General features: G+C 62.9%; 23 protein-coding genes. 5 read left to right on the plus strand and 18 right to left on the minus strand.

Annotated features, from left to right (window positions below; all coding sequences use genetic code 11):
- Nucleotides 1-6 precede the first annotated feature (6 nt).
- Nucleotides 7-972, plus strand: coding sequence for a PDR/VanB family oxidoreductase (locus ACJ8QF_RS16110; protein ID WP_131165536.1), 966 nt, complete (start codon nucleotides 7-9; stop codon nucleotides 970-972).
- A gap of 30 nt (nucleotides 973-1,002) precedes the next feature.
- Here the strand turns inward: ACJ8QF_RS16110 and ACJ8QF_RS16115 are convergent, their stop codons facing one another.
- The 4 genes from ACJ8QF_RS16115 to ACJ8QF_RS16130 all read right to left on the minus strand — a co-directional run bounded on the left by ACJ8QF_RS16115 (nucleotide 1,003) and on the right by ACJ8QF_RS16130 (nucleotide 6,089).
- On the minus strand, nucleotides 1,003-2,073 hold the full coding sequence (locus ACJ8QF_RS16115; protein WP_049240099.1) for an ABC transporter ATP-binding protein: 1,071 nt from the start codon (nucleotides 2,071-2,073) through the stop codon (nucleotides 1,003-1,005).
- Nucleotides 2,066-3,835, minus strand: a complete 1,770-nt coding sequence (locus ACJ8QF_RS16120) for an ABC transporter permease (RefSeq protein ID WP_004931567.1) — start codon at nucleotides 3,833-3,835, stop codon at nucleotides 2,066-2,068. The genes ACJ8QF_RS16115 and ACJ8QF_RS16120 overlap by 8 nt, the downstream gene beginning before the upstream one ends.
- 78 nt (nucleotides 3,836-3,913) lie before the next feature.
- On the minus strand, nucleotides 3,914-5,002 hold the full coding sequence (locus ACJ8QF_RS16125; RefSeq protein WP_442537737.1) for an ABC transporter substrate-binding protein: 1,089 nt from the start codon (nucleotides 5,000-5,002) through the stop codon (nucleotides 3,914-3,916).
- 169 nt (nucleotides 5,003-5,171) lie between these two features.
- Nucleotides 5,172-6,089 carry a DMT family transporter gene (locus tag ACJ8QF_RS16130; RefSeq protein ID WP_442537684.1) on the minus strand — a complete coding sequence of 306 codons (918 nt, stop codon included), beginning with the start codon at nucleotides 6,087-6,089 and terminating at the stop codon, nucleotides 5,172-5,174.
- A 287-nt stretch (nucleotides 6,090-6,376) separates the two neighbouring features.
- On the opposite strand from ACJ8QF_RS16130, the gene ACJ8QF_RS16135 reads away from it, so the two are divergent.
- The 3 genes from ACJ8QF_RS16135 to brnQ all read left to right on the plus strand — a co-directional run bounded on the left by ACJ8QF_RS16135 (nucleotide 6,377) and on the right by brnQ (nucleotide 9,143).
- Nucleotides 6,377-6,709 carry a tRNA-binding protein gene (locus ACJ8QF_RS16135; protein ID WP_004931561.1) on the plus strand — a complete coding sequence of 111 codons (333 nt, stop codon included), beginning with the start codon at nucleotides 6,377-6,379 and terminating at the stop codon, nucleotides 6,707-6,709.
- 30 nt (nucleotides 6,710-6,739) lie between these two features.
- A complete protein-coding gene (locus tag ACJ8QF_RS16140) occupies nucleotides 6,740-7,621 on the plus strand; it encodes a 2OG-Fe dioxygenase family protein (RefSeq protein ID WP_442537685.1) in 882 nt (293 codons plus the stop codon).
- Nucleotides 7,622-7,820: 199 nt separating this feature from the next.
- Complete coding sequence (brnQ, locus tag ACJ8QF_RS16145) at nucleotides 7,821-9,143, plus strand: branched-chain amino acid transport system II carrier protein (protein WP_265261353.1); 1,323 nt, start codon at nucleotides 7,821-7,823, stop codon at nucleotides 9,141-9,143.
- Nucleotides 9,144-9,212: 69 nt separating this feature from the next.
- Here brnQ and tkt read toward each other — a convergent pair whose 3' ends face one another.
- Entirely contained in the window at nucleotides 9,213-11,207 is a 1,995-nt protein-coding gene (gene tkt / locus ACJ8QF_RS16150; RefSeq protein WP_131165534.1) for a transketolase, read from the minus strand.
- Between the two features lie 238 nt (nucleotides 11,208-11,445).
- Between tkt and ACJ8QF_RS16155 the strand changes: the two genes are divergently transcribed.
- Nucleotides 11,446-12,198, plus strand: coding sequence for a M48 family metallopeptidase (locus ACJ8QF_RS16155; RefSeq protein WP_004937650.1), 753 nt, complete (start codon nucleotides 11,446-11,448; stop codon nucleotides 12,196-12,198).
- A 42-nt stretch (nucleotides 12,199-12,240) separates the two neighbouring features.
- Here ACJ8QF_RS16155 and ACJ8QF_RS16160 read toward each other — a convergent pair whose 3' ends face one another.
- From ACJ8QF_RS16160 to ACJ8QF_RS16220, 13 genes are all read right to left on the minus strand, one after another.
- On the minus strand, nucleotides 12,241-13,881 hold the full coding sequence (locus ACJ8QF_RS16160) for a thiamine pyrophosphate-binding protein (RefSeq protein WP_004937649.1): 1,641 nt from the start codon (nucleotides 13,879-13,881) through the stop codon (nucleotides 12,241-12,243).
- 52 nt (nucleotides 13,882-13,933) lie between these two features.
- A complete protein-coding gene (locus ACJ8QF_RS16165) occupies nucleotides 13,934-15,403 on the minus strand; it encodes an aldehyde dehydrogenase (RefSeq protein WP_004937646.1) in 1,470 nt (489 codons plus the stop codon).
- Nucleotides 15,404-15,419: 16 nt separating this feature from the next.
- Nucleotides 15,420-16,214: an aspartate dehydrogenase gene (locus tag ACJ8QF_RS16170; protein WP_004937643.1), complete on the minus strand. Its 795-nt coding sequence runs from the start codon at nucleotides 16,212-16,214 to the stop codon at nucleotides 15,420-15,422.
- A gap of 15 nt (nucleotides 16,215-16,229) precedes the next feature.
- The gene (locus tag ACJ8QF_RS16175) at nucleotides 16,230-17,024 is read right to left on the minus strand and encodes an SDR family oxidoreductase (RefSeq protein ID WP_004937639.1); all 795 of its coding nucleotides are present in this window, start codon (nucleotides 17,022-17,024) and stop codon (nucleotides 16,230-16,232) included.
- Nucleotides 17,021-17,839, minus strand: a complete 819-nt coding sequence (locus ACJ8QF_RS16180; RefSeq protein ID WP_004937637.1) for an alpha/beta fold hydrolase — start codon at nucleotides 17,837-17,839, stop codon at nucleotides 17,021-17,023. The genes ACJ8QF_RS16175 and ACJ8QF_RS16180 overlap by 4 nt, the downstream gene beginning before the upstream one ends.
- The gene (locus ACJ8QF_RS16185; protein WP_004937634.1) at nucleotides 17,839-18,363 is read right to left on the minus strand and encodes a cupin domain-containing protein; all 525 of its coding nucleotides are present in this window, start codon (nucleotides 18,361-18,363) and stop codon (nucleotides 17,839-17,841) included. Before ACJ8QF_RS16185 ends, ACJ8QF_RS16180 begins: the two co-directional genes overlap by 1 nt.
- A 32-nt stretch (nucleotides 18,364-18,395) precedes the next feature.
- Nucleotides 18,396-19,652, minus strand: a complete 1,257-nt coding sequence (locus ACJ8QF_RS16190) for an MFS transporter (RefSeq protein WP_004937632.1) — start codon at nucleotides 19,650-19,652, stop codon at nucleotides 18,396-18,398.
- A 23-nt stretch (nucleotides 19,653-19,675) separates the two neighbouring features.
- Nucleotides 19,676-20,887: an NAD(P)/FAD-dependent oxidoreductase gene (locus ACJ8QF_RS16195; RefSeq protein ID WP_004937630.1), complete on the minus strand. Its 1,212-nt coding sequence runs from the start codon at nucleotides 20,885-20,887 to the stop codon at nucleotides 19,676-19,678.
- Nucleotides 20,884-21,825, minus strand: a complete 942-nt coding sequence (locus ACJ8QF_RS16200) for a VOC family protein (protein WP_004937627.1) — start codon at nucleotides 21,823-21,825, stop codon at nucleotides 20,884-20,886. The genes ACJ8QF_RS16195 and ACJ8QF_RS16200 overlap by 4 nt, the downstream gene beginning before the upstream one ends.
- Before the next feature lie 109 nt (nucleotides 21,826-21,934).
- Complete coding sequence (locus ACJ8QF_RS16205) at nucleotides 21,935-22,729, minus strand: IclR family transcriptional regulator (protein WP_004937625.1); 795 nt, start codon at nucleotides 22,727-22,729, stop codon at nucleotides 21,935-21,937.
- 37 nt (nucleotides 22,730-22,766) lie between these two features.
- Nucleotides 22,767-23,522 (minus strand): SDR family oxidoreductase, encoded by a 756-nt coding sequence (locus tag ACJ8QF_RS16210; protein ID WP_004937621.1) that lies wholly within the window; start codon nucleotides 23,520-23,522, stop codon nucleotides 22,767-22,769.
- The gene (locus tag ACJ8QF_RS16215) at nucleotides 23,519-24,562 is read right to left on the minus strand and encodes an aromatic ring-hydroxylating oxygenase subunit alpha (RefSeq protein ID WP_033645780.1); all 1,044 of its coding nucleotides are present in this window, start codon (nucleotides 24,560-24,562) and stop codon (nucleotides 23,519-23,521) included. Before ACJ8QF_RS16215 ends, ACJ8QF_RS16210 begins: the two co-directional genes overlap by 4 nt.
- 20 nt (nucleotides 24,563-24,582) lie before the next feature.
- A complete protein-coding gene (locus ACJ8QF_RS16220) occupies nucleotides 24,583-24,891 on the minus strand; it encodes a recombinase-like helix-turn-helix domain-containing protein (protein ID WP_004937617.1) in 309 nt (102 codons plus the stop codon).
- Nucleotide 24,892 lies beyond the last annotated feature (1 nt).

A 24,892-nucleotide genomic window follows, 5' to 3' on the forward strand; every position in this document is an offset into this window, starting at 1 on the left:
CAATGAATGACCAGCTATCAGATGCTTGATGTCCGCGTCGTCGACATCGAAACCATCACCGCACAGGTCAAGCGCTTTACCCTGGCGGATCCGCAAGGCCGGCCGCTGCCCGCCTTCAGCGGCGGCAGCCACATTATCGTGCAAATGCAGGACGGCGAGCAGCGCTACAGCAACGCCTATTCGCTGCTCAGCTCACCGTTCGAACTCGAGCATTACCAGATCGCCGTTCGGCGCGAGTCTCCTTCCAAAGGCGGTTCCGACTTCATGCATGACCGGCTGGCGGTCGGCGATACGCTGACCATCAGCACCCCGAATAACCTGTTCGCGCTGGCGCCGGAAGCGCAACATCACGTGCTGATCGCCGGCGGCATCGGCATCACGCCGTTTATGGCCCATCTGCATGAGCTGCAACGCAGCGGGCAACGCTACCATCTGCACTACTGCTTCCACAGTGAAGAGCACAACGCCTTCCAGCAGCAGCTGATGCAAGCGCCGTTCGCAGACAACGTCAGTTGCCATGTCTCCAGCCTTGGCGGCCGGTTGGATCTGGCGCGCACGCTGGCCGATGTGGAACCCGGCGCCCATATCTACGTCTGCGGCCCGGCGGCGCTGAACGAAGCGGTCTACCGGATCGCCGCCGAACGGGGTATCGATGCCGGTCGCTTGCACAGCGAAGCCTTTGCCGCCGAAGACACGGCGGGCGGCGCCTTTACGCTGGTGCTGGCTCGATCGGGTATTGAGCTTGAAGTGGCGCAAGACATGACCATCCTGCAGGCGCTGGAAAACAGCAAGGCGGCCAAGGTCGAGTGCCTGTGCCGCGAAGGCATTTGCGGCACCTGCGAAACCCGCATCGTCGAAGGGGAAGCCGATCACCGCGATCAGTATCTCAGCGAGGAAGAACGCGCGGCGCAGCAGACCCTGTTGATCTGCTGCTCGCGCGCCAAAGGCAGCCGGCTGGTGCTGGATTTGTAAAAGGAGCGCCCGCATCGACGGGCGTCCTGGTTAGGCTTTCGGGAATATCCACAGATGCTCGGCCGGCAGGGAGAGCCGGCACAGCGCCCGATCGCGCGCCTCGTGGCCATAGGCGCGCACCACGAAGTCTTCGGCCACGGTGCGGAACAGGTATTCCCAGCGATCGCCAAGATACATGCTGGTCAACAACGGCAGCTCAAGCTGGTTGCCCTGCGGATCTTCGCCCAACTGCACGCGCTCCACACGGATCACCGCCGTGCCCTCCTGCCCGACCTGCACGCCTGCGCCCGCTTTGCCCCACAGCGCCCAATCCTTACCTTCGATGCGCGCCCGGTCGCCTTCCAGCGCGACAACCTTGCCCGGCAAGCGGTTGTTGCTGCCCATGAACTCGGCGGTGAACAGCGTGGTGGGCGAGCCGTACATCTCCTGCGGCGTGCCCTGCTGTTCGATTTTGCCGTTATTGAGCAGCAGGATGCGATCGGAAATGGCCATCGCCTCGTTCTGATCGTGGGTCACCATCAGCGCCGACAGACCGAGCTTGATGATCAGCTCTCGCAGGAATACCCGTGCCTCTTCGCGCAGCTTGGCGTCGAGATTGGACAGCGGCTCATCCAGCAGGATCACCGGCGGGTTGTAGACCAGCGCACGCCCGATCGCCACGCGCTGCTGCTGGCCGCCGGAAAGCTGGTGCGGGTGGCGCTTGGCTAAATGCCCCAGCCCGAGCTGATCCAGCACCGCCTGTACCCGCTGGGCGATTTCCGCCGAGCCGGTCTTACGCAGCTTCAGCGGGTAAGCGACGTTTTCAAACACCGTTTTATGCGGCCACAGGGCGTAGGACTGAAACACCAGCCCCAGATTGCGCTCTTCGGCGGGAATTTCGCTGCGCGCGCTGCCGTTGTACACCGCGCTGTTGCCGATGACGATCCGCCCCTGGCTCGGTTTCTCCAGCCCGGCCACCGCCCGCAGCAGCGTGGTTTTGCCACTGCCCGACGGGCCCAGCAGCGAGACCACTTCGCCCCGTTTGAGATCCATCGACACCCCTTTCAGCACCGGGTTGTCGCCATAGGTCAAATGCAGATTCTCTACCGAAAGTTCAATCATGTAATTTCACTCCAAAGCGCAAGGCGATCCCCAGCCCCAGCACCACCAGCAGAATATTGATGAACGACAGCGCGGCGACGATATCGATAGCGCCCGCGGCCCACAGAGAAACCAGCATCGAGCCGATGGTTTCCGTGCCCGGAGACAGCAGATACACCCCGGTGGAATATTCGCGTTCAAAAATCAGGAACATCAGCAGCCAGGAGCCGATCAGGCCATAGCGCGACAGCGGAATGGTGACGTGGCGGGTGATCTGGCCGCGGCTGGCGCCGGCGCTACGCGCCGCCTCTTCCAGCTCCGGCCCCACCTGCAGCAACGTGGAAGAGATCAGCCGCAGGCCGTAGGCCATCCACACCACGGTGTAGGCCAGCCAGACGCTGAAGATGGTGCTGCGCAGCGAACGCAGCCAGACAATCCAGTTAGCACGCAGCCACTCGGCCATCGGCAACGCCGACAGCCAGCCTTCCTTGAGCGATTTGTCCAGCCACATCGGCAGGAACAGGAACACCCACAGGAATGCCAGACCGGCCAGCAGCCCCGGCACCGCGCGCGGCACCAGCACGCTGTAGTCGAGGAAGCGCGTGGCGCCATCCGGCTTGCGGTGCATCGCGATGCCGATAAACAGGTAGCACGCCACCGCCAGCGCTCCGCCGATCACCCCGATCGCCATCGAGTTGACGATGGCGCGCAGCAGGTTGGGCTGCGCCCAGATGGTGCGAAAGGTGTTGATCGACAGTTCGTCCCAGACAGACACGCCCACGCCCCAGTTGGAGATAAAGGCGCGCAGCACCACGCCGATCAGCGGCACGCCGATGGTCACGGTCAGCCAGAACACCACCACCGCGCCGGCCACCCAGCGCCATTTACCCAGCGGCAGCGCGCGGGCCTGCGAGGCTTTGCCCTTGACGGTGACAAAGCGGTTGGCGGTGCGCATCAGCCGGCGCTGCAGCATCACCAACGGAATAGTGATGCAAATCAGCACCACCGCCACCGCCGCCATCAGATGGTAAGACGGCGTGCCCAGCTTGTTGGTCAACTGGTACAGGTAGGTCGCCAGCACCAGGTTGCCTTCCGGATCGCCCAGCACCAGCATCAGGCCGAACACTTCCAGCCCGAGGAAGAACAGCAGCACCCCGGCGTACAAGATAGACGGCCGCACCATCGGCAGACTGACGGCGGTCATCACCTGCAGCGGCGTGGCGCCGGCGGTGCGCGCCGCTTCTTCAACGTCGGAGCCCACGCTGCGCAGCGCCGAGGAGATGTACAGATACGCGTGGGGCACGTGCGTCAATCCGGCTATCACCACGATGCTGGCCATTGAGTAGATGTTCCACGGCACGAAGCCCAGCAGCGCCTCCGCCCACAGCGAGAAGAAGCCTACCGGCCCCGCCGCCACCACGTAACCGAAACCCAGCACCATCGGCGACACGAAGATCGGCACCAGAATCAGCGGTTCGATGATTCGCCGCCCCGGCAGATCGGTGCGCACCATCAGGAAGGCCAAAATACCGCCGAGCGGGATGGCGATAATCACCAGGCCGAATGCCAGAATAAATCCGCTTTTCAGCGCTTTGTAGAAATCCGGGTCGGTAAAGATGAACTCGAAGGCCTCAAGGCTGAAGACCTTGGAAGGAGAGAAAAACGGTGCCGAGAGGAAGCTTTGAATGATGATAAACGACAGGGGGACATAGATAACCAGCGCGGTTATCAACACCACCAGGCCGCGCGGCAGGCTCTGCCACTTTCTGCGCCATGCTTGCATAAATGCTCCCTATGGTTGTAAACGACGACCAAAGGGCGCGCGCCCGTGCGACAGGCGCGCGTCCGAATGCAGTCCCTGTTATTTCGCCGCGGCGGCGCGCCATTGTTTGATGTAGTCGAGACGCTTGGCCGGCTGCAGATATTCCAGCAGGCTGTCATCGACCGGGATCGGCTTGAGCGCGTTACCCAACAGCTTGGTCATGCCATCGATGTCGTTCTTGCCTTCGATGTCGTTGCGGATCGAGGGGATATCCGCCTGATTGGCGAGAATATTTTGCCCTTTCTCCGACAGCACGTAGTCGAACCACAGCTTGGCGGCGTTAGGGTTGCCGGCCTCTTTGCTGATGAAGCTCACGCGTGACAGCACCAGGGTATAGTCTTTCGGATAGACAATGCCGAGCGACGGGTCGCTCTTGGCGCGAGCCTCGGCGTATGAACCGAGGATATTGAAGCCGATCAGGTTTTCACCGGAGGAAACGCGTTCCATCATGGTGCCGGTGGAGGATTGCACCGCCAACCCGCCCTTGGCCACATCGGCCAGCGTTTTGAAGTAGTTAGGATCGGCCTTGAAGTCCTGCACCGACAGCATGAAGCCGACGCCGGATTTTTCGATGTCGTAGGTGGTGACTTTCTTCTTGAATTTGTCCGTCTGGCCGGCGATCAGCTTGGCCAGCGTCGCATGCGAATCCGGCACATCGCCTTGCGGGATCAGGCGTTTGTTATAGATAAACACCACCGGCTCGTAGGTGGTGCCATACACCTTCTCTTGCCATACCGCCCATTTCGGCAGCTGAGCCTGCTCGGGGGAGGCATATTCCTGCGCGTAATCGCCCGCCAGTTTCAAAATGGTGTCCATCGACGAGCTCCACACCACGTCGCCGCTGGTGCCGCCGGCCGCCTGCTCGCTGATAAAGCGGTTATACAGTTCGGTGCTGTTCATGTCGTTGTATTCGACCTTGATGCCCGGATACAACGCCTCAAACCCCTGGATCAACGGCGCCGCCGCCTTGGTGTCGGTGGTCGAGTAAATCACCACCTTGCCTTCTTTCTTCGCGCCGTCGACCAGTTTCTGATAGTCGGCGGGGTAGCCCGCCGGGAAGGCCGCATAGGCGGAAACGGAGCCCAGCAAGGTGATTGCCGCTACGGTCGCGCTGATTTTTTTCATCATCATCATCCATCCCCTGATCACATTTAATAAACCAAAAATTAACATATAGTTAATAACTGTGACGAGGCAACGGCGTTGCTTTGTTATCTTTCGGTTTTGTGAGGTTGGACGTTTTTCAGCCAATAAAAAAGCCCGGCAGCGCGGGCTTTACGGCACTTCCAGTCGCAAACTATTCGGCCAGGCGAGAACGCCGCAGCAGGCGAATTCGCTGTACGATGGCGACCCCCAGCAGGGTCAGGGCAAACCCCGCCAACTGCACCAGCGACAGCGCCTCGCCAAACAGCACATAAGCCTGCAGCGCTGCCGCCGGCGGCACCAGCAGCATCAGCGCGGTAATGCGAGTCAAATCGCCGTGGCGCACCATCCAGATGAACAGCGCGGTGCCGCCCAGCGACAACACGCCGGCCGACCACAGCAGCGAGAACCACAGCGTCGGCGAATTGTCCCAGGCGCCGGAGCCCATAACGGCCGCCAACGCGCCGGTCACGATCGCCGCGCCGAGGTGCTGAATGGCGCCCGCCGCCCGCAGATCGGCCGCCGCCAGCGAAGACTTCTGCACCATGATGCCGATCGTCAGTGCGACGATGCTGCCAAACCCCATCAGGATCGGCAACAGCGCCATATTGCCGACATCAATGCCGGTCAGCCGGGGAGAAAGCACCAGCGCAACGCCGATAAAGCCGATCGCCAGCCCGGCCCAGGAGCGTAACCCTATCGATTTGCGCAGCACCAACGCGAAAATCAGCGCGGTGAACAGCGGCTGCAAGCCGCCGATCAGCGACATCACCCCGGCCGCCAGGCCGTTCGCTACCGCCCACCAGCTTGCAGCGAGATAAACGCCATTCATCAACATGCCGGTCAGCAGGTGCATCACGAACTGCCGCCCCTTGGGCCAGGCGCAGTGCAATGCCAGCAAAGCGAATACCGCGGCGGCGATCAAAAAGCGAAAGGTCAGGAAAAGGTTGGGATCGGCATGATCCGCCACCGCCCGCGCGGCAATAAAACCCGTCGACCAAATTAATATCAGGAAAAACGGCGCGATAAATGCCTTTCGCCGATCGCGTTTTTCACGCGGGGTTATTTCCATATCACTACCTGAAAGAATGCGGTTGATGAATGAAGGCATACTAACCAATTTAACACGAGCTTAACAGTGCAGAGCGGACACCCAAGTTCAGATGGTGCACATAATTACCGGTGAATAATGAAGTTTCAATTTCATATAATTCATCAAGCTTATAATTAATTACGCTACGTTACGACAATGTAAATTAATTGCTACATCGGGTATAAATATTCCCCTCTTGGCGACATTGTCGGGATAATTCCCCTTTGCTAGCCTTTCTGAAGCCATTTAATTAACGGGACTGACTCATGGCCGAAATCACTGATTTTATGAAACTGGATATGCGTATTGGCGAAATTATTTCCGTGGAATATAACGACAAGGCGTTAAAACCCGCCTATAAGCTGCGCATTGATTTCGGCGAGGAAATTGGCATTAAAAACAGCTCGGCACAATTATGCGAAAACTATCAGGAAGATGACCTGCTTGGCAGAAAAGTCATCTCCGTCGTTAATTTCCCCGCCAGGCGGGTTGCCGGATTTAAATCCGAAGTGCTGGTTCTTGCCGCGGTCACCAGGGATCAAGGCACCGTCTTGCTGAAACCCGATTTCGACGTGGAGATCGGCAGCAAGATTTTATAACCGCCCCATCATTCGTGAGGCCACCGAGAAATGCGACAGTTATCTCTGCTTGATGAAGTTAAGAAGGCATACCAGGAACACCGTTCAGCCTTTATCCCCGGCGCTACCATGCAGGCAATCCTGCTGGCGCTGGGCGCGCGGCCGGAAGATTTCGCCAGGCTGCAGCAGGTCAGCGGCAATCTGGCGGACGATCCCACGCTGCCTTTCCGCAAGTCCAGAAACGGCCGTTTCTGTTTCGACTTCGATCGCGCCCGGATTGAGCGGCTGGAGTTCCAGCCTTTCGTGCTCTCGGTCGAGGAAGACTTCATCCGCTACGATTCTGGAAAGGTGCGCCATTTCCGCGGCATCAACGACGATCTGCAGTTGAATACGGCCTTTCAGGCGCTGATGAAATTCAAAGCCTACGTGATCGATGGCGTGGGCGTGACGCCGCGCCCCCGGCTTAATCAGAAGATCAACAAGTTCGTCTGCACCGTATTCAACCTGCGCACCGTCACCACGCCGCAGATGCTGGGCGAACCGGCGCTGGAAGGTGTGCACAGCGACGGCGTCGACCACACCATGACAACCTTCCTCGGCTGCGACAACATGACCGACGACAGCGCCAAGACCTTTATTCACGATATGCGCGAAACCAGCGGGATCAAATTCGATCGGGCCCGGCCGGAATGGATTTTGGGCGAAATACAGCATCGGCATTTCCTCGACACCCTGCTGATTGTCGACCACGAGCGCAAACACAGCCTCTCTCCGGTGAAAGCGCAGGACAAACGTAAGGATTCAACCCGCGATATGCTGATCTTTTTCACCCGCAAACCGGTCGAAGACGGCCACGTCTCTTTCGCGTACGACTCTTTTAAACCGCATATCGAAATCCCGCTGTCGATAGACATGGTGGCGCGTGCGAGCTAACGCGCTGCCGGGCCGGCCGCCAGGATCCCTCTGTGCGGCCGGTTCACGCCAGGATAAACAGCGCTGGATTAATCAGGTTTTTGTCGCCGAATTATTATATCCTGCCGGACGAAAATTTTTGCGGGCGCTCGCTGCCCCACGCGCCAGCCCTCTGCAGGCGGGCCGTTTATTTCATGAATACAGGCAGTGCCATACCGTTATGACCAAGAGTTTATCCCCGAAAGACATTATCGCCCTGGGCTTTATGACCTTTGCCCTGTTTGTCGGCGCCGGCAACATCATTTTCCCGCCGCTGGTGGGGCTGCAGTCCGGCGAACATCTGTGGCCGGCCGCCCTCGGGTTTATGGTGACCGCCGTCGCCCTGCCGGTGATCGCCGTGATCGCGTTGGCGCGCGTCGGCGGCAGCATCAGCCTGCTTACCGGCCCTATCGGCCGCACCGCCGGCCTGCTGCTGGCGACCGTCTGCTATCTGGCGCTCGGCCCGCTGTTCGCCACGCCGCGAACCGCCAATGTCTCTTTCGCCCTCGGCATTGCGCCTTTCACCGGCGACGGCGCCCTGCCGCAGTTCATCTACAGCCTGCTGTTCTTTACCCTGGCGATGATTGTGTCGCTATATCCCGGACGGTTGCTCGATAACGTCGGCCATATTCTGGCGCCGCTGAAAATTCTGGCGCTGGCCGCGCTCGGCATCGCCGCCCTGATCTGGCCCGCAGGCGCGCCGCTCTCCGCCGTCGGCAGCTATCAGGCCGCGGCGTTTTCCACCGGCTTCGTACAGGGTTATCAAACCATGGACACGCTGTCGGCGCTGATGTTCGGTTCGATTATCGTTACCGCCGCCCGCTCGCGCGGCGTCAGCGACAGCGGGTTGCTGCTGCGCTACACCCTGTGGGCCAGCCTGATCGCCGGCGTCGGCCTGACGCTGGTCTATATCTGCATGTTCAAGCTCGGCGCCGGCAGCGGCAGCCTGCTCGAGAATGGCGCTCAGGATGGCGCGGCAATCCTGCACGCCTATGTACAGCACACCTTCGGCGATCTGGGCAGCGTCTTTATGGCGGTGCTGATGTTCATCGCCTGCCTGGTAACGGCGGTTGGCATGACCTGCGCCTGCGCAGACTTCTTCTCACGCTACCTGCCGCTCTCTTATCGCACGCTGGTGGTCATCCTCGCTCTCTTCGCCATGCTGGTTTCCAACATGGGGCTGGCCAATCTGATCCGCGTCTCGCTGCCGGTGCTGACGGCGATCTACCCGCCCTGCATCGCGCTGGTGTTGCTCAGCTTCAGCCAGAACCGCTGGCGCAGCGCCAGGCGCGTCTTCGCGCCAGTGATCGCCACCAGCCTGGTGTTTGGCCTCGCCGACGGCCTGAAGGCTTCCAGCTTCAGCGGCCTGCTACCCGCCTGGTTCGATAAGCTGCCGCTGGCCGAGCAGGGTCTGGTCTGGCTGCAGCCTACGCTGTTGGTGCTGTTGCTGGCGGCGGCTTACGACCGGTTGCGCAGCGCCGAAAGCGTCAAGGCCGCGTCGTAAGCGCGATTTCCGCCCATAAAAAAAGCCGGTCATGATGACCGGCTTTTTTATCGGCTTGCGCCCGGCGGCTTACTTCAGCAGCGCCTGCGCCTTGGCCACCACGTTGTCCACGGTGAAGCCGAACTCGGCGAACAGCTGCTCCGCCGGCGCCGACTCACCGAAGGTGGTCATGCCCACGATGGCCCCGTTCAGGCCCACGTACTTGTACCAGTAGTCCGCGATACCCGCTTCCACCGCCACCCGCGCCGTCACCGTCGCCGGCAGCACCGACTCGCGATACGCCGCATCCTGCTTGTCGAACGCATCGGTCGACGGCATCGACACCACGCGCACCTTGCGGCCCGCCGCGGTCAGTTTGTCCGCCGCCTCCACCGTGATGCCCACTTCGGAGCCGGTGGCAATCAGGATAACGTCCGGCGTGCCCGCGCAGTCTTTCAGCACGTAGCCGCCGCGGTACACGTTCGCCAGCTGCTCTGCGGTGCGCGGCTGCTGGGTCAGGTTCTGGCGCGAGAACACCAGCGTGGTCGGGCCGTCGTTGCGCTCGATGCCGTACTGCCACGCTACCGCCGATTCCACCTGGTCACACGGACGCCAGGTGCTCATGTTCGGGGTCACGCGCAGGCTCGCCAGCTGCTCCACCGGCTGGTGGGTCGGGCCGTCTTCGCCCAGACCGATGGAGTCGTGGGTGTAGACGAACACGTTGCGCAGCTTCATCAGCGCCGCCATGCGCACCGCGTTGCGGGCGTATTCCACGAACATCAGGAAGGTCGCCGAGTACGGCAGGAAGCCGCCGTGCAGCGCGATGCCGTTGGTGATGGCGGTCATGCCGAACTCGCGCACGCCGTAATGAATGTAGTTGCCCGCCGGGTCAACGTTCAGCGCTTTCGAGCCGGACCACATGGTCAGGTTGCTCGGCGCCAGGTCGGCGGAGCCGCCCAGGAACTCCGGCAGCACCTTGCCGAACGCTTCCAGCGCGTTCTGCGACGCCTTGCGGCTGGCGATGTTGGCCGGGTTGGCCTGCAGTTTTTCCACGAACGCTTTGGCGTCGGCTTTCCAGTCCGCCGGCAGCTCGCCGTTCATGCGGCGCTTGAACTCGGCGGCCAGTTCCGGGAAGGCCCTGGCGTAGGCGGCGAACTTGTCGTTCCAGGCCGCTTCCTTGGCCTGACCGGCTTCCTTGGCGTCCCACTGGGCGTAGATGTCCTGCGGGATTTCAAAGGCGGCGTATTTCCAGCCCAGCGCTTCGCGGGTGGCGGCCACTTCGGCGGCGCCCAGCGCGGCGCCGTGCACGTCATGGGTGCCGGCCTTGTTCGGCGAACCGAAGCCGATAACGGTCTTGCACATCAGCAGCGACGGCTTGTCGGTCACCTGGCGGGCTTCTTCAATCGCCGCCTTGATGGCGTCCGGGTTGTGGCCGTCGACGTTGCGCACCACGTGCCAGCCGTAGGCTTCGAAACGCAGGGCGGTGTCGTCGGTGAACCAGCCGTCGACGTGGCCGTCGATGGAGATGCCGTTGTCATCGTAGAAGGCGGTCAGCTTGCCGAGCTTGAGGGTGCCGGCCAGGGAGCAGACTTCGTGCGAGATGCCTTCCATCATGCAGCCGTCGCCCATGAAGGCGTAGGTGTGGTGGTCGACGATGTCATGGCCGGGGCGGTTGAACTGCGCCGCCAGGGTGCGTTCGGCGATGGCGAAGCCGACGGCGTTGGCGATGCCCTGGCCCAGCGGGCCGGTGGTGGTCTCAACGCCCGGGGTGTAGCCGTACTCCGGGTGGCCCGGGGTTTTGGAATGCAGCTGACGGAAGTTTTCCAGCTCGCGCATCGGCAGGTCGTAGCCGGTGAGGTGCAGGAGGCTGTAAATCAACATGGAGCCGTGGCCGTTGGAGAGCACGAAACGGTCGCGGTCAGCCCAGTGCGGGTTAGTCGGGTTGTGGTTGAGGTAGTCGCGCCACAGGACTTCGGCGATGTCCGCCATGCCCATAGGGGCCCCCGGGTGGCCGGAATTTGCTTTTTGTACGGCGTCCATGCTGAGTGCGCGGATGGCGTTGGCAAGCTCTTTACGAGAGGACATGTTTTACTCCAGGTCGGATAAAAAAAGCAGTCAAGTTCCCTATTTTCTCAGACTCCACATCACAACGGCAATCCCTAATGCCAAATGAGAGCGAGTTCACCACTTATTAGCACGATTGGACGCTTTTTCGGAATAACACTATTCTCGCCCCGTCTGGCGTACACTAGGCTCTTGCGGCAAGATAGCCTCAAAGCAAAATGACTCTTTTACCTTGTTACCTTCACAGGAAGATGGCGTTATGAAGATCCGTACCTCTTTGATTGCGTTGGGCATTGCCACCCTGGCAACTGGCTGTCAAAACCTGAATACCGAAACCCTGATGCAGTCCGGCGCGCAGGCGTTCCAGGCGGCGACCCTGAGCAACAACGACGTTAAGGCCCTGAGTGATAAATCCTGCGCCGAGATGGACAGCAAGGCACAAATCGCGCCGGCCGACAGCACCTATGCCAAGCGTCTCAACAAAATCGCTGCGGCGCTGGGCGACAACATCAACGGCACCCCGGCCAACTACAAGGTCTACGTGACCAAAGACGTCAACGCCTGGGCGATGGCCAACGGCTGCATTCGCGTCTACAGCGGCCTGATGGACATCATGAACGACAACGAAGTGGAAGGCGTGCTGGGCCACGAAATGGGCCACGTGGCGCTGGGCCACACCCGTAAAGCGATGCAGGTGGCTTACGGCACCGTGGCGCTGCGCACCGCGGCGTCCTCCGCCGGCGGCGTCATCGGCTCGCTGTCGCAGTCGCAGCTGGCGGACATCGGAGAGAAGCTGGTCAGCGCCCAGTTCTCGCAGAAGCAGGAAAGCGAAGCGGATGATTACTCGTTCGATCTGCTGAAAAAACGCGGCATCGATCCGAACGGCCTGGCCACCAGCTTCGAAAAACTGGCCCAAATGGAAGCCGGTCGTCAGAGCAGCATGTTCGACGATCACCCGTCTTCCCAAGCGCGCGCACAGCACATTCGCGATCGCATCGCGGCAGAGAAATAACCACGAGAACGCCCGGCAACCGCCGGGCGTTTTTTTATCGTCTCAATACAGCGTTTTCTGCGGCGGCCCGGCGAAGGTCAGCGGCCCGACCTGCTTCATGTCCACCTCGACCACCGACGGCCCCGGGTAATTGATCGCCTCGGCCAGCACGCCGTTGAACTGCGGCGCCGCGTCTACCTTCCAGGCTTTCAACCCCATCGCTTCGGCGATCTGGGTAAAGGCCGGCGTATGCAGCTCGTTGTAATACTGGCGCCCGGCGAAATACTTGTCCTGAATGCCACGCATTACGCCATAACCGCCATCGTTCATGATCAGCAGAGTGATGTTCACCTGTTCCTGCGCCATGGTCGCCAGCTCCCCCAGGCCCAGCGCCAAACCGCCATCGCCCACCAGCCCCACCACCTTGCGCTGCGGGTTGGCAATCGCGGTGCCGATCGCCATCGGCAGCCCCATGCCGATAGCGCCGGCCAGCGAGTGAATGTTGCACAGCGGCGAGATCGCACGGAACAGACGGCTGCCCCAGACACTGCCGGAAACGGTGATATCGCGCACCAACAGCCCGTCCTGGGGCAGTGCGGCGTCGATGGCGTCATTGAGTTTGGCATATTCACCGGACTGCTGGCGCAGCGCGCTCTCCGCCTGCTGCACCGCCCCCGCAATTTCGGCATCCCACTCGGCGTTGACCTTTTCGCCGGGGGCCAACCGCGCCGCCAGCGCCGCCAGCAGCGCCGCGCAGTCGCCGTTGATCTGCTCATCGGCCAGGTAGTTGCGGTTGGCCGCCGCCGGATCGATGTCAATCTGCACCAGCGGGCGCGGTAGCGGTAGCGTCCAGGTACGGGTTTCATTACTGCGCAGACGCGAACCGGCCACCAGCGTCAGATCGCACTGCGTCAGGATCGCTTCGATGCTCGGCGAGTTGTGGAACGCCCGCAGGCTGCGCGGATGGCTGTCCGGCAGAATGCCGCGCCCGTGGGTGCTGGAGATCACCGCCACGCCGGCGTCCGCCAGCTTGCGCACCGCGTCGCCGCAGGCCAAGGCGCCGCCGCCCAACCACAGCAGCGGACGCTTGGCCTGTTTCAGCCGCTGATGCAGCCGTTCCACCGCCGCATCGTCCGCCTTCGGCAGCGGCGCCGGCGCCAACGGTTCGGCCAGCACCGAGCGGGACACCAGGCTGCTTTGAATATCGATCGGGATCTCGACCGCCACCGGGCCGCAGGGCACGGTTTGCGCATCCAGGATCGCTCGCTGGATCACCGCCACCGCCTGCTCCGGCGAATTGACACGGTAAGCGCGCTTGGAGCAGGCGCGCAGGAAGCCGAGCTGATCGCGGGTTTCATGAATAAAACCGGCGTCGGCGTCCAGATAGGCTTTTTCCACCTGGCCGGTGATATGCAACAGCGGCGTGTTGGCGTTGAGCGCCTCAATCATCGCCCCCACCGCGTTGCCGGCGCCGGCGCCGGTGCTGGTCAACGCTACGCCCAGGCCGGAGAAGCGCCCGTGCGCGTCGGCCATGGTGACCACGCCCGCTTCGCCGCGCGCCGGCACGAAGCGAATTTTATCGCGCTGCCCCACCGCATCGGCGATCGGCAGATTATGAATCGAAATGATGCCGTACATCGCCGACACCGCGTACTGTTCCAGAGTCCGGGCTATCGCCTCGCCAACCGTGATTTTATCGCTCATCATCTGCCTTCTTAGGGTAATCGTTATTAGGGTTATGCGTAGAGGTGTCGGCCTAGTCGCTCCAGCGGTTCACCTGATGGCTCAGCGCCAGATACACGCTTTTCTGCTGCATGTAGGCCTTGATGCCGTTCAGGCCCTTTTCGCGGCCCAACCCGCTCTCCTTGAAACCGCCGAATGGCGTGGAAATCGAGAACGTTTTGTAGGTATTGACCCAGACGGTGCCGGTTTCCAGCCGCTCCGCCAGCGCCATCGCTCGAGGGAAGTCGCGGCTCCAGATGCCGGCCGCCAGGCCATACACCGAGTCGTTGGCCTGTTCGATCAGCTGTTGCTCGTCATCGAACGGCAGCGCCACCAGCACCGGGCCGAAGATCTCTTCCTGGCACACGCGGGCGTCGTTGTTCAAGCCTTCAATAATGGTCGGCAGGTAATAGCTGCCGCTCGCCAGTTGCGGATCGGCCGGCGCTTCGCCGCCGATGACCACCCGGCCGCCCTCCTGCCGCGCCAGCGCCACGTAGTCCGCCACGCTTTGCCGATGTTTGGCGCTGATCAGCGGGCCAAGATGCACGCCCGGCACCAGCGGGTTGCCGATGCGCAGTCCCGCGCTCAGTTCGGTCAAGCGCGCCAGCAGCGGCTGATACAGCGAACGGTGTACGAACAGCCGCGAACCGGCGATGCACGCCTGGCCGGCGGAGCTGAAAATGCCGTAGCAGATGCCGCGCGCCGCCTGTTCCAGATCGGCGTCCTCCAGCACGATGGTCGGCGATTTGCCCCCCAGCTCCAGCGAGGTGGGGATCAGCTTATCGGCGGCGATGTGCGCCAAATGGCGCCCGGTGCTGGTCCCGCCGGTAAAGGAAATCTTCTTCACCAGCGGATGGCGCGCCAACGCCTCGCCGATCACCGAACCTTTGCCCGGCAACACGCTGAGCAGCCCGGCCGGCAGCCCCGCCTGTTCGAACAACTCGGCCAGCTTCAGCGCCATCAGCGGCGTGGCTTCGGCCGGTTTGAGCACCACCGCGTTGCCCGCCGCCAGCGCCGGCGCCACCTTCTGCATTTCGCTGGCGATCGGTGAGTTCCACGGCGTAATGGCGGCGATCACTCCCATCGGTTGATACTGGCTGAGGGTCATCACCTCGGCGCTGCGTGGGGTCGGCAGCTCGCCTTCCAACACCTCGCAGGCGGCGGCGAAATAGCGCGCGGTCGCCGCCGCGCTGGCCACCAGGCCGCGGGTTTCCGCCAGCGGTTTGCCGTTGTCGCGAGTCTGTAGCTCGGCCAGCTGTTCCTGCTGCGCCAGGATCAGGTTGCTCACGCGGTAGAGAATTGAAGCACGCTGATGCGGCACCAGCCCGCGCCACTCCGGCGCGCGCCAGGCGCGTTCCGCCGCTTCCACCGCCTCGTTCACGTCCTCGACGTTAGCGGCGCGCAGCCGCGCGTTGACGCTGCCGTCGGCCGGAAATACCGAAGCCATCTCTTCGCCACGCCCTTCACGCCAGCGCCCGGCGACAAAAATATTCAATCGTTCCATGCTCCGCTCCTGCCGTTCAGGCAATAAAACCGCCGTCCACCAGACGGCGGCAGGCTTGTACCGCGCTCAGCGCCGCCAGGGTTGATGTTTTGGGATTGCTCGCCAGCGGGTTACCGCTCAGCTCGATGTGAAACTCGCCAAAGTCGCCGCACACCTGCAGGCGATGGGTATTGCGCCGGGTGGCGGGATCGACCTGCAGACGCACCCGGGTGGCATCCATCCCCAGACCGTTGAGCGCAATAGTGGCCGCCACGTTGGCATTGGCCGGGAACAAACGCGCCGCTTCGCGCGCCGAGCCTTCAAAAAATACCTGCGCCTCGCGCACCGCATCGAGGTCGATCAGTTGCTCCGCCGGGCTGCCGCGCCAGCTGGCCGGGCTCTTGCTGGCCTGATAGGTCACGCTCTCCAACCCGCCTTCACGCGCCGACGCCAGCCCGTCCATCCCCGCCACCGCGCCGGACAGCACGATCAGTTGCCCGTGATGGCTGCGGCAAACCTGCTGCAGCCGCTGTTGCAATGCGGCGTCCGCCAGCGCGCCGGTCGAGATCACCGCCAGCGGCCAACCGCGCTGCAGCACCGCCTCGCCAAACTCCGCCACCGCCTGCTGGCTGGCGCACTCCAGCACCAAATCCGGCCGCTGCGAACACTGCTCCGGATGGGTCAGCGCCTGCACCCGCCCGCCGAAGGCCTCGGCGATCGCCGCATGATGAGCTGCGCGCGCCAGGATCCAGCCGACCTCCACGCCTTCAGGCAAACGGGCGATCACTTCCTTCGCCATTGCGCCGTAACCAATCATCATGATCTTCTTCATCTTTCTCGGCCCCTGCTACACATGGCGGTTAAAGCCGCCGGAAACGTCCAGCGCCGCGCCGGTGGTAAAGGAAGCCAGCGGCGAAGCGAGGAACAGCAGCGCCTGCGCCGGCTCCTGCGGCTTGCCGAGGCGTTTCATCGGGATGCCGCGGCGTTCGGCGATCGCCGCCGTCCACTGCTCCCAGCTTTGATCTTTATCGCTGCGATCGTCGAAACGGCGGCGCCACTGGCCCGACTCCACCATCCCCAGCAAGATCGAGTTAACGCGAATGCCTTTGCCCACCAGCTCTTTCGACAGCGTCAGCGTCATGTTGAGCAGCGCGGCACGCGCCGCCGAGGTGGCGATCATGTGCTCTTCCGGCTGCAGCGCCAGCAGCGAGTTCACGCAGGTGATAGACGCGATCGCCGATCGTTCCAGCGCCGGTAAGAACGCCTGCACCGGGTTGATCACGCCGAACAGCTTCAGCTCGGCCTCATGCAGCCAGGCCTCGCGCGGCGTCTGGTCAAAATGGGCGACGAAGCCCTGACCGGCGTTGTTGATCAGCAGATCCACGCCGCCGAAATGCGCCGTCACCTGAGCGGCGAACTGCGCCACCTGCTGCGCGTCCAGTACGTCACAGCGCAGCGCCAGGATATCCGCCTGCGGGAAGTCCGCGCGCAGGCTGGCTGCTGCGCCGGCCAGTTTGTCCGGATCGCGGCCACAGAACGCCACTTTCGCCCCTTCGGCCAGCAGCAGCTTCAGGGTTTCGAAACCGATGCCCGACGAGCCGCCGGTCACCACCGCCACCCGATCCTCAAGCTGAAAATTCATCGTTGGATTGCTCCCGTAAAGTCCCGCAGATAGCGGTTGAAACACGCCGGCGCATCGAGGTAGCTGGCATGACCCGCGGCGGCGATCAGACGCAGCGCCGCGTCCTGTTCACCCGCCAGCTCGGCCGCCTTCTCCGGTGGCGTAATGCGATCCTGTTCGCCGCACCACACCTCCAGCGGGCCGCGATAGCGCGCCAGATAGCGACCGATATCATCGTTGGCCAGCATCCAGGCGGCACTCAGAAAACCGTCGGGATCGAGCTGCTGCATGCCGTTGCGCACCCAGGCGATATCCTGCGGATTCGCCCCTTCACGCAGCAAGGCCGCCGCCCGCTGCTCGCCGTAGCCCACCGGCCCCAGCGTCTCTATCATCTGCTGGCGCTGGCCGTACACCTGCCGACGCTTTTCCTCCGGCGCCGTGGCATAGCCCTGCGCCGGATCCGCCAACACCAGCCCGCACAGCCCATCCGGATAGCCGGCGGCATAGGCGCTGCCGATCAGCGCCCCCAGCGAATGGCCGACGATCAGCGGCTGCACCAGCTGCAGCTCATCAATCAGCGCCGCCAACGCCGCCGCATAACCGGCGGCATCGGCCTGCGGATCCGCCAACGGCAGGCTGCCGCCGTAGCCCGGCGCGTCCCATGCCAACAGACGGTGGCCGTCCGTCAGGCCGTTATCGTTGAACTGCTTGATCCACGAGGCGGATCCGGAGCTGATGCCATGCAGCAACACCACCGGCCGCCCCTGCCCGGCCTCGCGCCAGCTCAGGGTGTACGCCCCGCAGCGCGCCCGTTGGCGTTGCGCCAGGCCGTTCATCAGTTGCGCTTCACTTTGGACAGCGGGTGATCCGCCGGATAGGTCGGGATCTCCGGCTTGGCGGTGCCGAGCATCACACACATCAGCGCCTCTTCCTCGCCGTGGTTGAACAGGCCGCGATACACCCCCGCCGGCACCGAGATCAGATCGCGCTCTTTCAGCCTGGTTTCGTAATACTCTTCGCCATCCTGAATCATCAGCGTGATGCTGCCTTTCAGCATGAAGAACACTTCTTCCACGTCATCATGCAGGTGCAGCGGGCCCTCGCACTTCGAAGGCAGCACCATGGTGGAGAAGGTGAAGTTGCCTGCCGGAATGGTGTTGGCATCGCTGGCCACGCCGGTGGCGCCGGTGCCGATGTAGCGCATCTGCGCGCGGCGGTATTTCGGGTCGAAGTCGGCCTGGAATTTCAGCGCGTTCCAGTCATATTTGCGGCCCTCGAAACGGGCGATGCGCGACTCCACCCAGTTTTCCATCGACAGATCCTGCGGCTTGACGCCGGCTTTGTTCTCAACCTGAGACATGTTGTCACTCCTCTGTTGAATCGATTGATTAATCAGTACTTTCTCAGCAACGGCAGCAGAACGAGGCAGCCGACGAAAGCCATCACCACCAGGAACAGCAGGCCGTTATCCATATTGCCGGTGGCGGCGATCAACGCCCCCATCAGCACCGGCGCCAGCGCACCGGCAAAATTGCCCAACCCGTTGAAGATGCCGCCGGCGGTGGCGCTCACCTTGCTGCTGGTGGCCTTCGCCAACAGCGCGAAAATATTCGGCGCGCCGGCGCCCCACATAAAGGTGCTGAAGGCCATGGCGGCGATCACGCTGTAGGTACCCTGCAGGTGCAACACCACCGCCAGACCGAGGCCGGCGCCGCACAGCGACAGGAAGCAGGCCAGCGCGCGGCGATCCAGCTTGTCCGACAGCCAGGCGCCCAGCACTTCGCCGAGCAGCATGGCGATGAACGGCAGCGAAGAGAGGTAACCGGCATGTTCCAGATGAATGCCTTTGCCCTTGATCAGATAGCTCGGCAGCCAGCCGTTCATGCCCCACAGGTAGGTCAGGAAGGCGATGTTGAACAGGCAAATCATCCAGAAATGCGGGCTGCGCAGCAGCTCGCGGCGATGCTGTTTGCGTTCGGACACCGCCGGCTTGGCCGCCGCCGCCGGACGCGCGACGTTCAGATGACGCATGCCGAACAGCACCAGCAACATCACCGGCAGCGTCAGAAACGCCATAAAGAAGAAGGTGGCCTGCCAGTCGAAGGTATTGAGGATGTACAGGGTGACCGGGAAGCCGAGCGCGGCCCCCAGCGGCGTGCCGAGCAACCACAGCATGGTGGCGCGCGCCTGCAGCTGCGGCGGGAAGGCCTGACGAATAATGGCGTAGGCCATCGGCAACAGCGGCCCTTCGGCGATGCCGAGCAGAATGCGCAGCGTCATCATGGCGTGATAGGAACGCACCAGCCCCATCAACACCATCAGCACGCCCCACACCACCATCATGCCAATCAATACCTTAACCGGATTAAGCCGATCGCCGATGCCGCTGAGCAGCATGGAGGAAATGCCGTAGGAGAACAGAAACGCGCTCATCAGCAAGCCCAGCCGCGCCGGGTCAAAACCGATGCCCAACGCCTGCTGAAACTCGGCGTCGGAAAACAGCGCCGCGATGCTGATCTTGTCGAAAAACGCCAGCAGCACGCAGGCAAACAGCGCGATCGGCACCGACCAGCGCACCCGCTGCTGCGGATTTTCGGCAACGGTTTCCCCCGCCCGTCCAGCGCGGGCGTCAATGTCTTGCGTAGTCATAAAACGCTCCCGAGGTTCGGGCGTTATTTCAACGCCATCAAAGAAAACTCCGCATCCGCCAGTTGCTGCGGATCCAGCACCCGGCCACTCGCCAACCAACGCTTGCCGAGCTTGATGGTGCGCGCGTCGTTGAACGCCACCATCTGCACCAGCTGCCGATCGGCGTTCAGCGTGAAGAACACCTGCGACTGCGGCGTGCGGCGCACCACATGGTGCACACCGCCGCTCGGCACGCCGAGGATCTGGATATTGACGTCATATTGATCCGACCACAGCCAGGCCACGTCGTCATACGGGGCGGCGAAGGCGTCGAGCATCGCGCAGGCGGTGCTGATGGCCTGATTTTGCGCGTAGGCCCAGGACTGCAGGCACAGGCCAAGCGTCGGGTGACGCGCCACATCGCCCGCGGCGAAGATCGCCGGATGGCTGGTGCGCCCCTGGCCGTCGACCACAATGCCGGACTCGATCGCCAGCCCGGCGCTGCGCGCCAGTTCGAGATTCAGCTCGACGCCGATCCCCACCACTACCAGATCGAAGGCTTGCGGATCGCTGACTTCGCTGCCGATCCAGGCGGCGCCGTCGCGATCTTCCAGCGAGATCTCACCGCAGCCGCACAGCACCGTGACGCCCTGCCGGCGATGCAGTTCGAGCAACGCCTGTGAGACATCGGCGCCGACGCTGCGCATGCACAGCGCAGGCTGGCGTTCAAACACCGTCACCTCGGCGCCGAGACGCCGCGCGGAAGCGGCGATCTCCAGCCCGATCCAACCGCCGCCGACGATCGCCAGGCGACGGCAGCCCTGCAGCCCCTGCCGCAACCGGGCCGCATCGTCCCAGGAACGCAGCGTCATCACGCGCGGGTGCTGCGCCCAGGCGGCGCTCGGCAAACGCGGCCGCCCGCCGGTGGCGATCAGCAACTGCTCGAACTGCAGCCGCTGCCCGTCGCTGAGCGTAATGATTTGCTGTTCAGCGTCGATGGACTCGGCGCGCAGCGGGCGGCGCCAGTCGATATTCAGCTCCGCCACCGTCTGTTCGCTGAACAGCCGGCTGAGGGGCGCCGCGGCATCCAGCAGCGCCGCTTTCGACAGCGGCGGCCGCTCGTAAAAATCGTAGGGTTCGTCGCTGACAACCGTCAGCCGGCCGCTGTAACCCCGGTCGCGCAGCGTCTTGGCCGCCCAACCGCCGGCCTGGCCGCCGCCGACGATGACGATGCCCGCCTGCTCCGGCCGGTTCATAACGCCTCCGCCTTTTTATGCTGGCGGCGCGTGTCGTGATCGATGCCGCCCTCTACCGCCCATTCGGTGAAGGAGACCAGCGAATGTTCCAGCTCGCGCGGCTGCCAGTTTTCCGTCAGATAATCGTCGTTGGTGTAGTACTCGAACGCGCCGCCGGTCGGGCTGTTGACGTACCAGAAATAGGCCGAGGAGATCGGGTGACGGCCGGGGCCGATAAAGGTGCTCCACTGCTCTTTGTTCATGGCAATGCCGCCGCCGATCACTTCGTGGATATCGCGCACGGTGAACGCCACGTGGTTCAGGCCGCGTGGGCGGTTCGGCAGCTTCAGCAGGAACAGGTTATGGTGGCCGCCGCGCGCCTGGGTGCGCAGGAAGACGGCGCGATCGATATAGCGATCGGAAACCTGGAAATCCAACAGCTCGCGGTAGAAACGCTCGGTCGCCGCCAGATCTTCAACGAAGAACACCACATGGCCAATGTTGATCGGCTGCGCCTGCGAATAGACCGGGCTGGGTTGATCGATGCGGCGCACGTCGCCCCATTGGTTGATCGGCGTGACCGGCACCTCGACCGCCTGCTGGCGGCTGACGATGAAGCGCAGCGTCATACCGTTGGGATCGAGGCATTCCAGCTCTTCTCCCACCTGGCGGAAGCCGGGCATCAGCGCCAAACGCGGCTGCAGGCGCGCCAGATCGGCGGGCGAGGCCACGCCCCAGGTCATGCGGCGCAGGGTGGAACCGCCTTCAAACGCCGCAGGCAGCGCCGCGCTTTGCAGCGGATGCAGGACAACCCGCGCCCCGCTCAGGGTAGTGAATTCGCGCAGCGCTTCGCCCCAATGTTGCGTGGCGGGCTGCAGGCCGAAGTCTTGCATGAATTTTTCGCAGGTTGGCAGATCTTCGACGCCAAATTCCAGTTTTTCGATTCCGATTACGCTCATTGTTCAGCCTCACGTTCTCGCTGCATACGGTTTTCAGGCATGAGTGAACCCCGGCCCCTGTTTGCTACGGGCCTTGTCCCTGCCTGAGTAAAAGAGTCGGTCCTGTCGGTTAGCCGACGTTGGCCTGCGGCGGTGCGCCGAGGAAGCCGGAAATTTTCTCCGCCGCGTCGCGCACTTCCATGCGCAGCCGCTCGCGATCCGCTTTCGGGATCTCATCGGACGGCACCATGATGCTGACCACCGCCTCGACCCGCTGCTCGCGGTTGAAGATCGGGTAGACGATCGAGGAGATGCCGTGGCGGAAGAACGATTCGCCGATCACATAGCCGCGCGCCTTGTCTTGCTGCACCATCTGCCACAGCGTTTCGCGATCCGCCGGGGTGCCCGGCGCATTGCCCGGCAGCTGCGCGTCTGGATACAGTTGTTCGAACTCGCTGCGAGTCGCGCTGGTCAACAACATGCGGCCGAGCGAGGTTTGGTGCACCGGCAAGCGGGTGCCGACGCTGACCTGATTGATCTGCGAACCGGCGGCGCTGACGCGAGCGATATAGATCACGTCACGCCCGTCGCGGATCGCCAGATGGCTGCTGCACTGGCTGCGATCGCGCAGCTGCTCGATCACCGGCTGGCCGGCCTGCGCCACGTCCAGCGACGCGATATATTCGAAGCCGAGGCGCAGCACCTTGATGCCGAGCGCAAAGGTGTTGGTGCGCGGATTGCGCTCCAGAAAGCCCAGGTGTTCGAGCGTCTGCACCACGCGATAAGCGGTGGCCTTCGGCATATCGACCAGGCGATGCAACTCGGCGAAGGTCATCTCTTTATGCTGCTCGCCAAACGCCAGCAGCAACTGCAACCCGCGATCCAGCCCCGGGATCAGATATTTACATGCTTGCTCGTCCGCCATCTCTCGCTCCTGCGCTGTGCGCCTGCCCTGCGGGCCGTCAGTTGAATACGAAGCCGCCGTTGACCGGCAGCAGTTGACCGGTGACGAAATCCGCCAGCGGCGACAGCAGATAAAGCACCGTACCGTTCACATCGTCCGGGTGCTGCGCCCCGACCAACGCGCGCCCCTGCTCGTACAGCTGGTGGCGCTCGGCGGGGACATACTCGGTAGCTTCCACCCGCGTCAGGCCCGGCGCGATGGCGTTGACGCAGATCCCCTGCGGACCCAGCTCACGCGCCATCGATCGGGTCATCGCGATCAGCGCGCCTTTACTGGCAACATAGGCCATCAGGCGCGGCGCGCCCCACAGCGCGGTGTCCGACGCCACGTTGACGATCTTGGCGTGCGGGTTGCGCGCCAGCAGCGGCACCGCCGCCTGGCTCACCAGCCAGGTGCCGCGCACGTTGACCTGCATCACCCGATCCCACAGTTCGATATCGTATTCCATCATGGTTTTGCCGCCGACGCCGGTCGCCAGCGCCGCGTTGTTCACCAGGCCGTCGATCCCGCCGCCGCCGGCGATCTTCTCGAACGCCGAACGGATCGAATCCGGTGACGCCAGATCGATCGTCTGCGTTTCCACCTGAGCGCCCTGCTCGCGCAGCGCGGCGCCGCTCGCCGCCAGCTCATCCGCCAAAATGTCGCACATCACCACCTGCGCGCCGGCAGCGGCGATGGCGGCGGCGAAGCTGTAGCCCAGGCCGCGCGCCGCGCCGGTGACCACGATGCGTTTACCGTTCAGCAGGCCGTTCACTGCGCCGCCTCCCGCTCGCGCAGCGTCGCCAGCTGTTTTTGCGCCTCTTTCTGCATCAGGCGGCGCAGACGAGAAAGACCGACGTCGTGCTGGTACAGATATTCGCGGCCGCGGGCGTTAGGCGCCATGTTCTCAAGCACGATGCGATCCTGCTCGAGCACGTCCCAATGCAACGATTCCAGACGATTGCGGTACATGAAGCGCCACATGTCGCGCTGCCAGTCTTTGACCTTACGAATGCGCCAGAAGAATACCCGGCAGTGATCCTTGTCCTCCGGCACCACCATGCCGATGATCCAGAAGTGACCGCCCGGCCCAAAGCGCTTCTTGTACGGGATCGACAGGCGCATCCAATACGCGCCGCTGTTGCCGAATTCCACCCAGTCGAAGTTGACGCCGATCTGGCCGTTTTTCTTGAAGATGAAGCCGCTGTCGGTCGGCTCCAGCGCCATGTCCGCCTTGCGATCACCTTCCGCCATCGAGTGTGAAGAGGAGTGCAGGTAGGTGCCGTGCATCGGATCCATCACGTTTTCCAGGGCGTACTGGTAGTTGCAGTTCCAGCTGGCGGTGCACAGAAAATGACTGTACGACGCTTCGTCCGCCAGCTCTTGCGGGAAAGTCAGCTTCGCCGGCGCTTCATCCGCCGTCACGCCGAAATAGAGGAACACCGCGCCATAGGCTTCTTTGGCCGGGTAAGATCGCAGGCATTTTTGCCCCACCAGCGGGCAGCGATCCACCGCCGGCACGTCTTTCACCGTCCCGTCGCCGCCGACTTCCACCCCGTGATACCAACAGGCGATGCGATCGCCGAGGTTCCACCCCATGGAAAGCCGCGCGCCACGGTGCGGGCAGCGGTCTTCCAGCGCGTGGATCTGGCCTTCAGCGTCGCGCCACACCACGATTTGCTGCTCCAGGCGGGTGATACCGACCGGGTTGTTGCCCACTTCCCAGCTGGCCAGCACCGGATACCACATGCCGCGCAGCCCCTGGTCAAGATAGTCCTGCAAGCTCTGTTCGGAGGATGTTGTGTTTGCTGTCATTGTCTTCTCCCGGGTGTCGCTCAGAAACCGTTAACGTGAAGGAATTCGCGGAACGTCGCCTCATTCCACGGCTGGCCGCTGCGATCGAACAGACGACGCTGATTCAACGCGCTGACGATCTGCTCCAGCTCTTCCGCCCCCTGATCGAAGATCGTTTCCAGCGCCGCCACCAGGGCAGTTTCGAAGCCGTCCGGCACCCGGGCGCGGTTTTGCCAGATGACATTGCGGAACTGGCCCGGCTGATGGATTTGACCGTTGCCGCCTTCGCGGGCCGGCGTCACCTGTTGGGTGTCCGGCAGCCAGGGATTGAAATCGGTGATGTGCTGCATG

This window comes from Serratia sp. CY81684, assembly GCF_052166595.1.
Taxonomy (GTDB): domain Bacteria; phylum Pseudomonadota; class Gammaproteobacteria; order Enterobacterales; family Enterobacteriaceae; genus Serratia; species Serratia nematodiphila.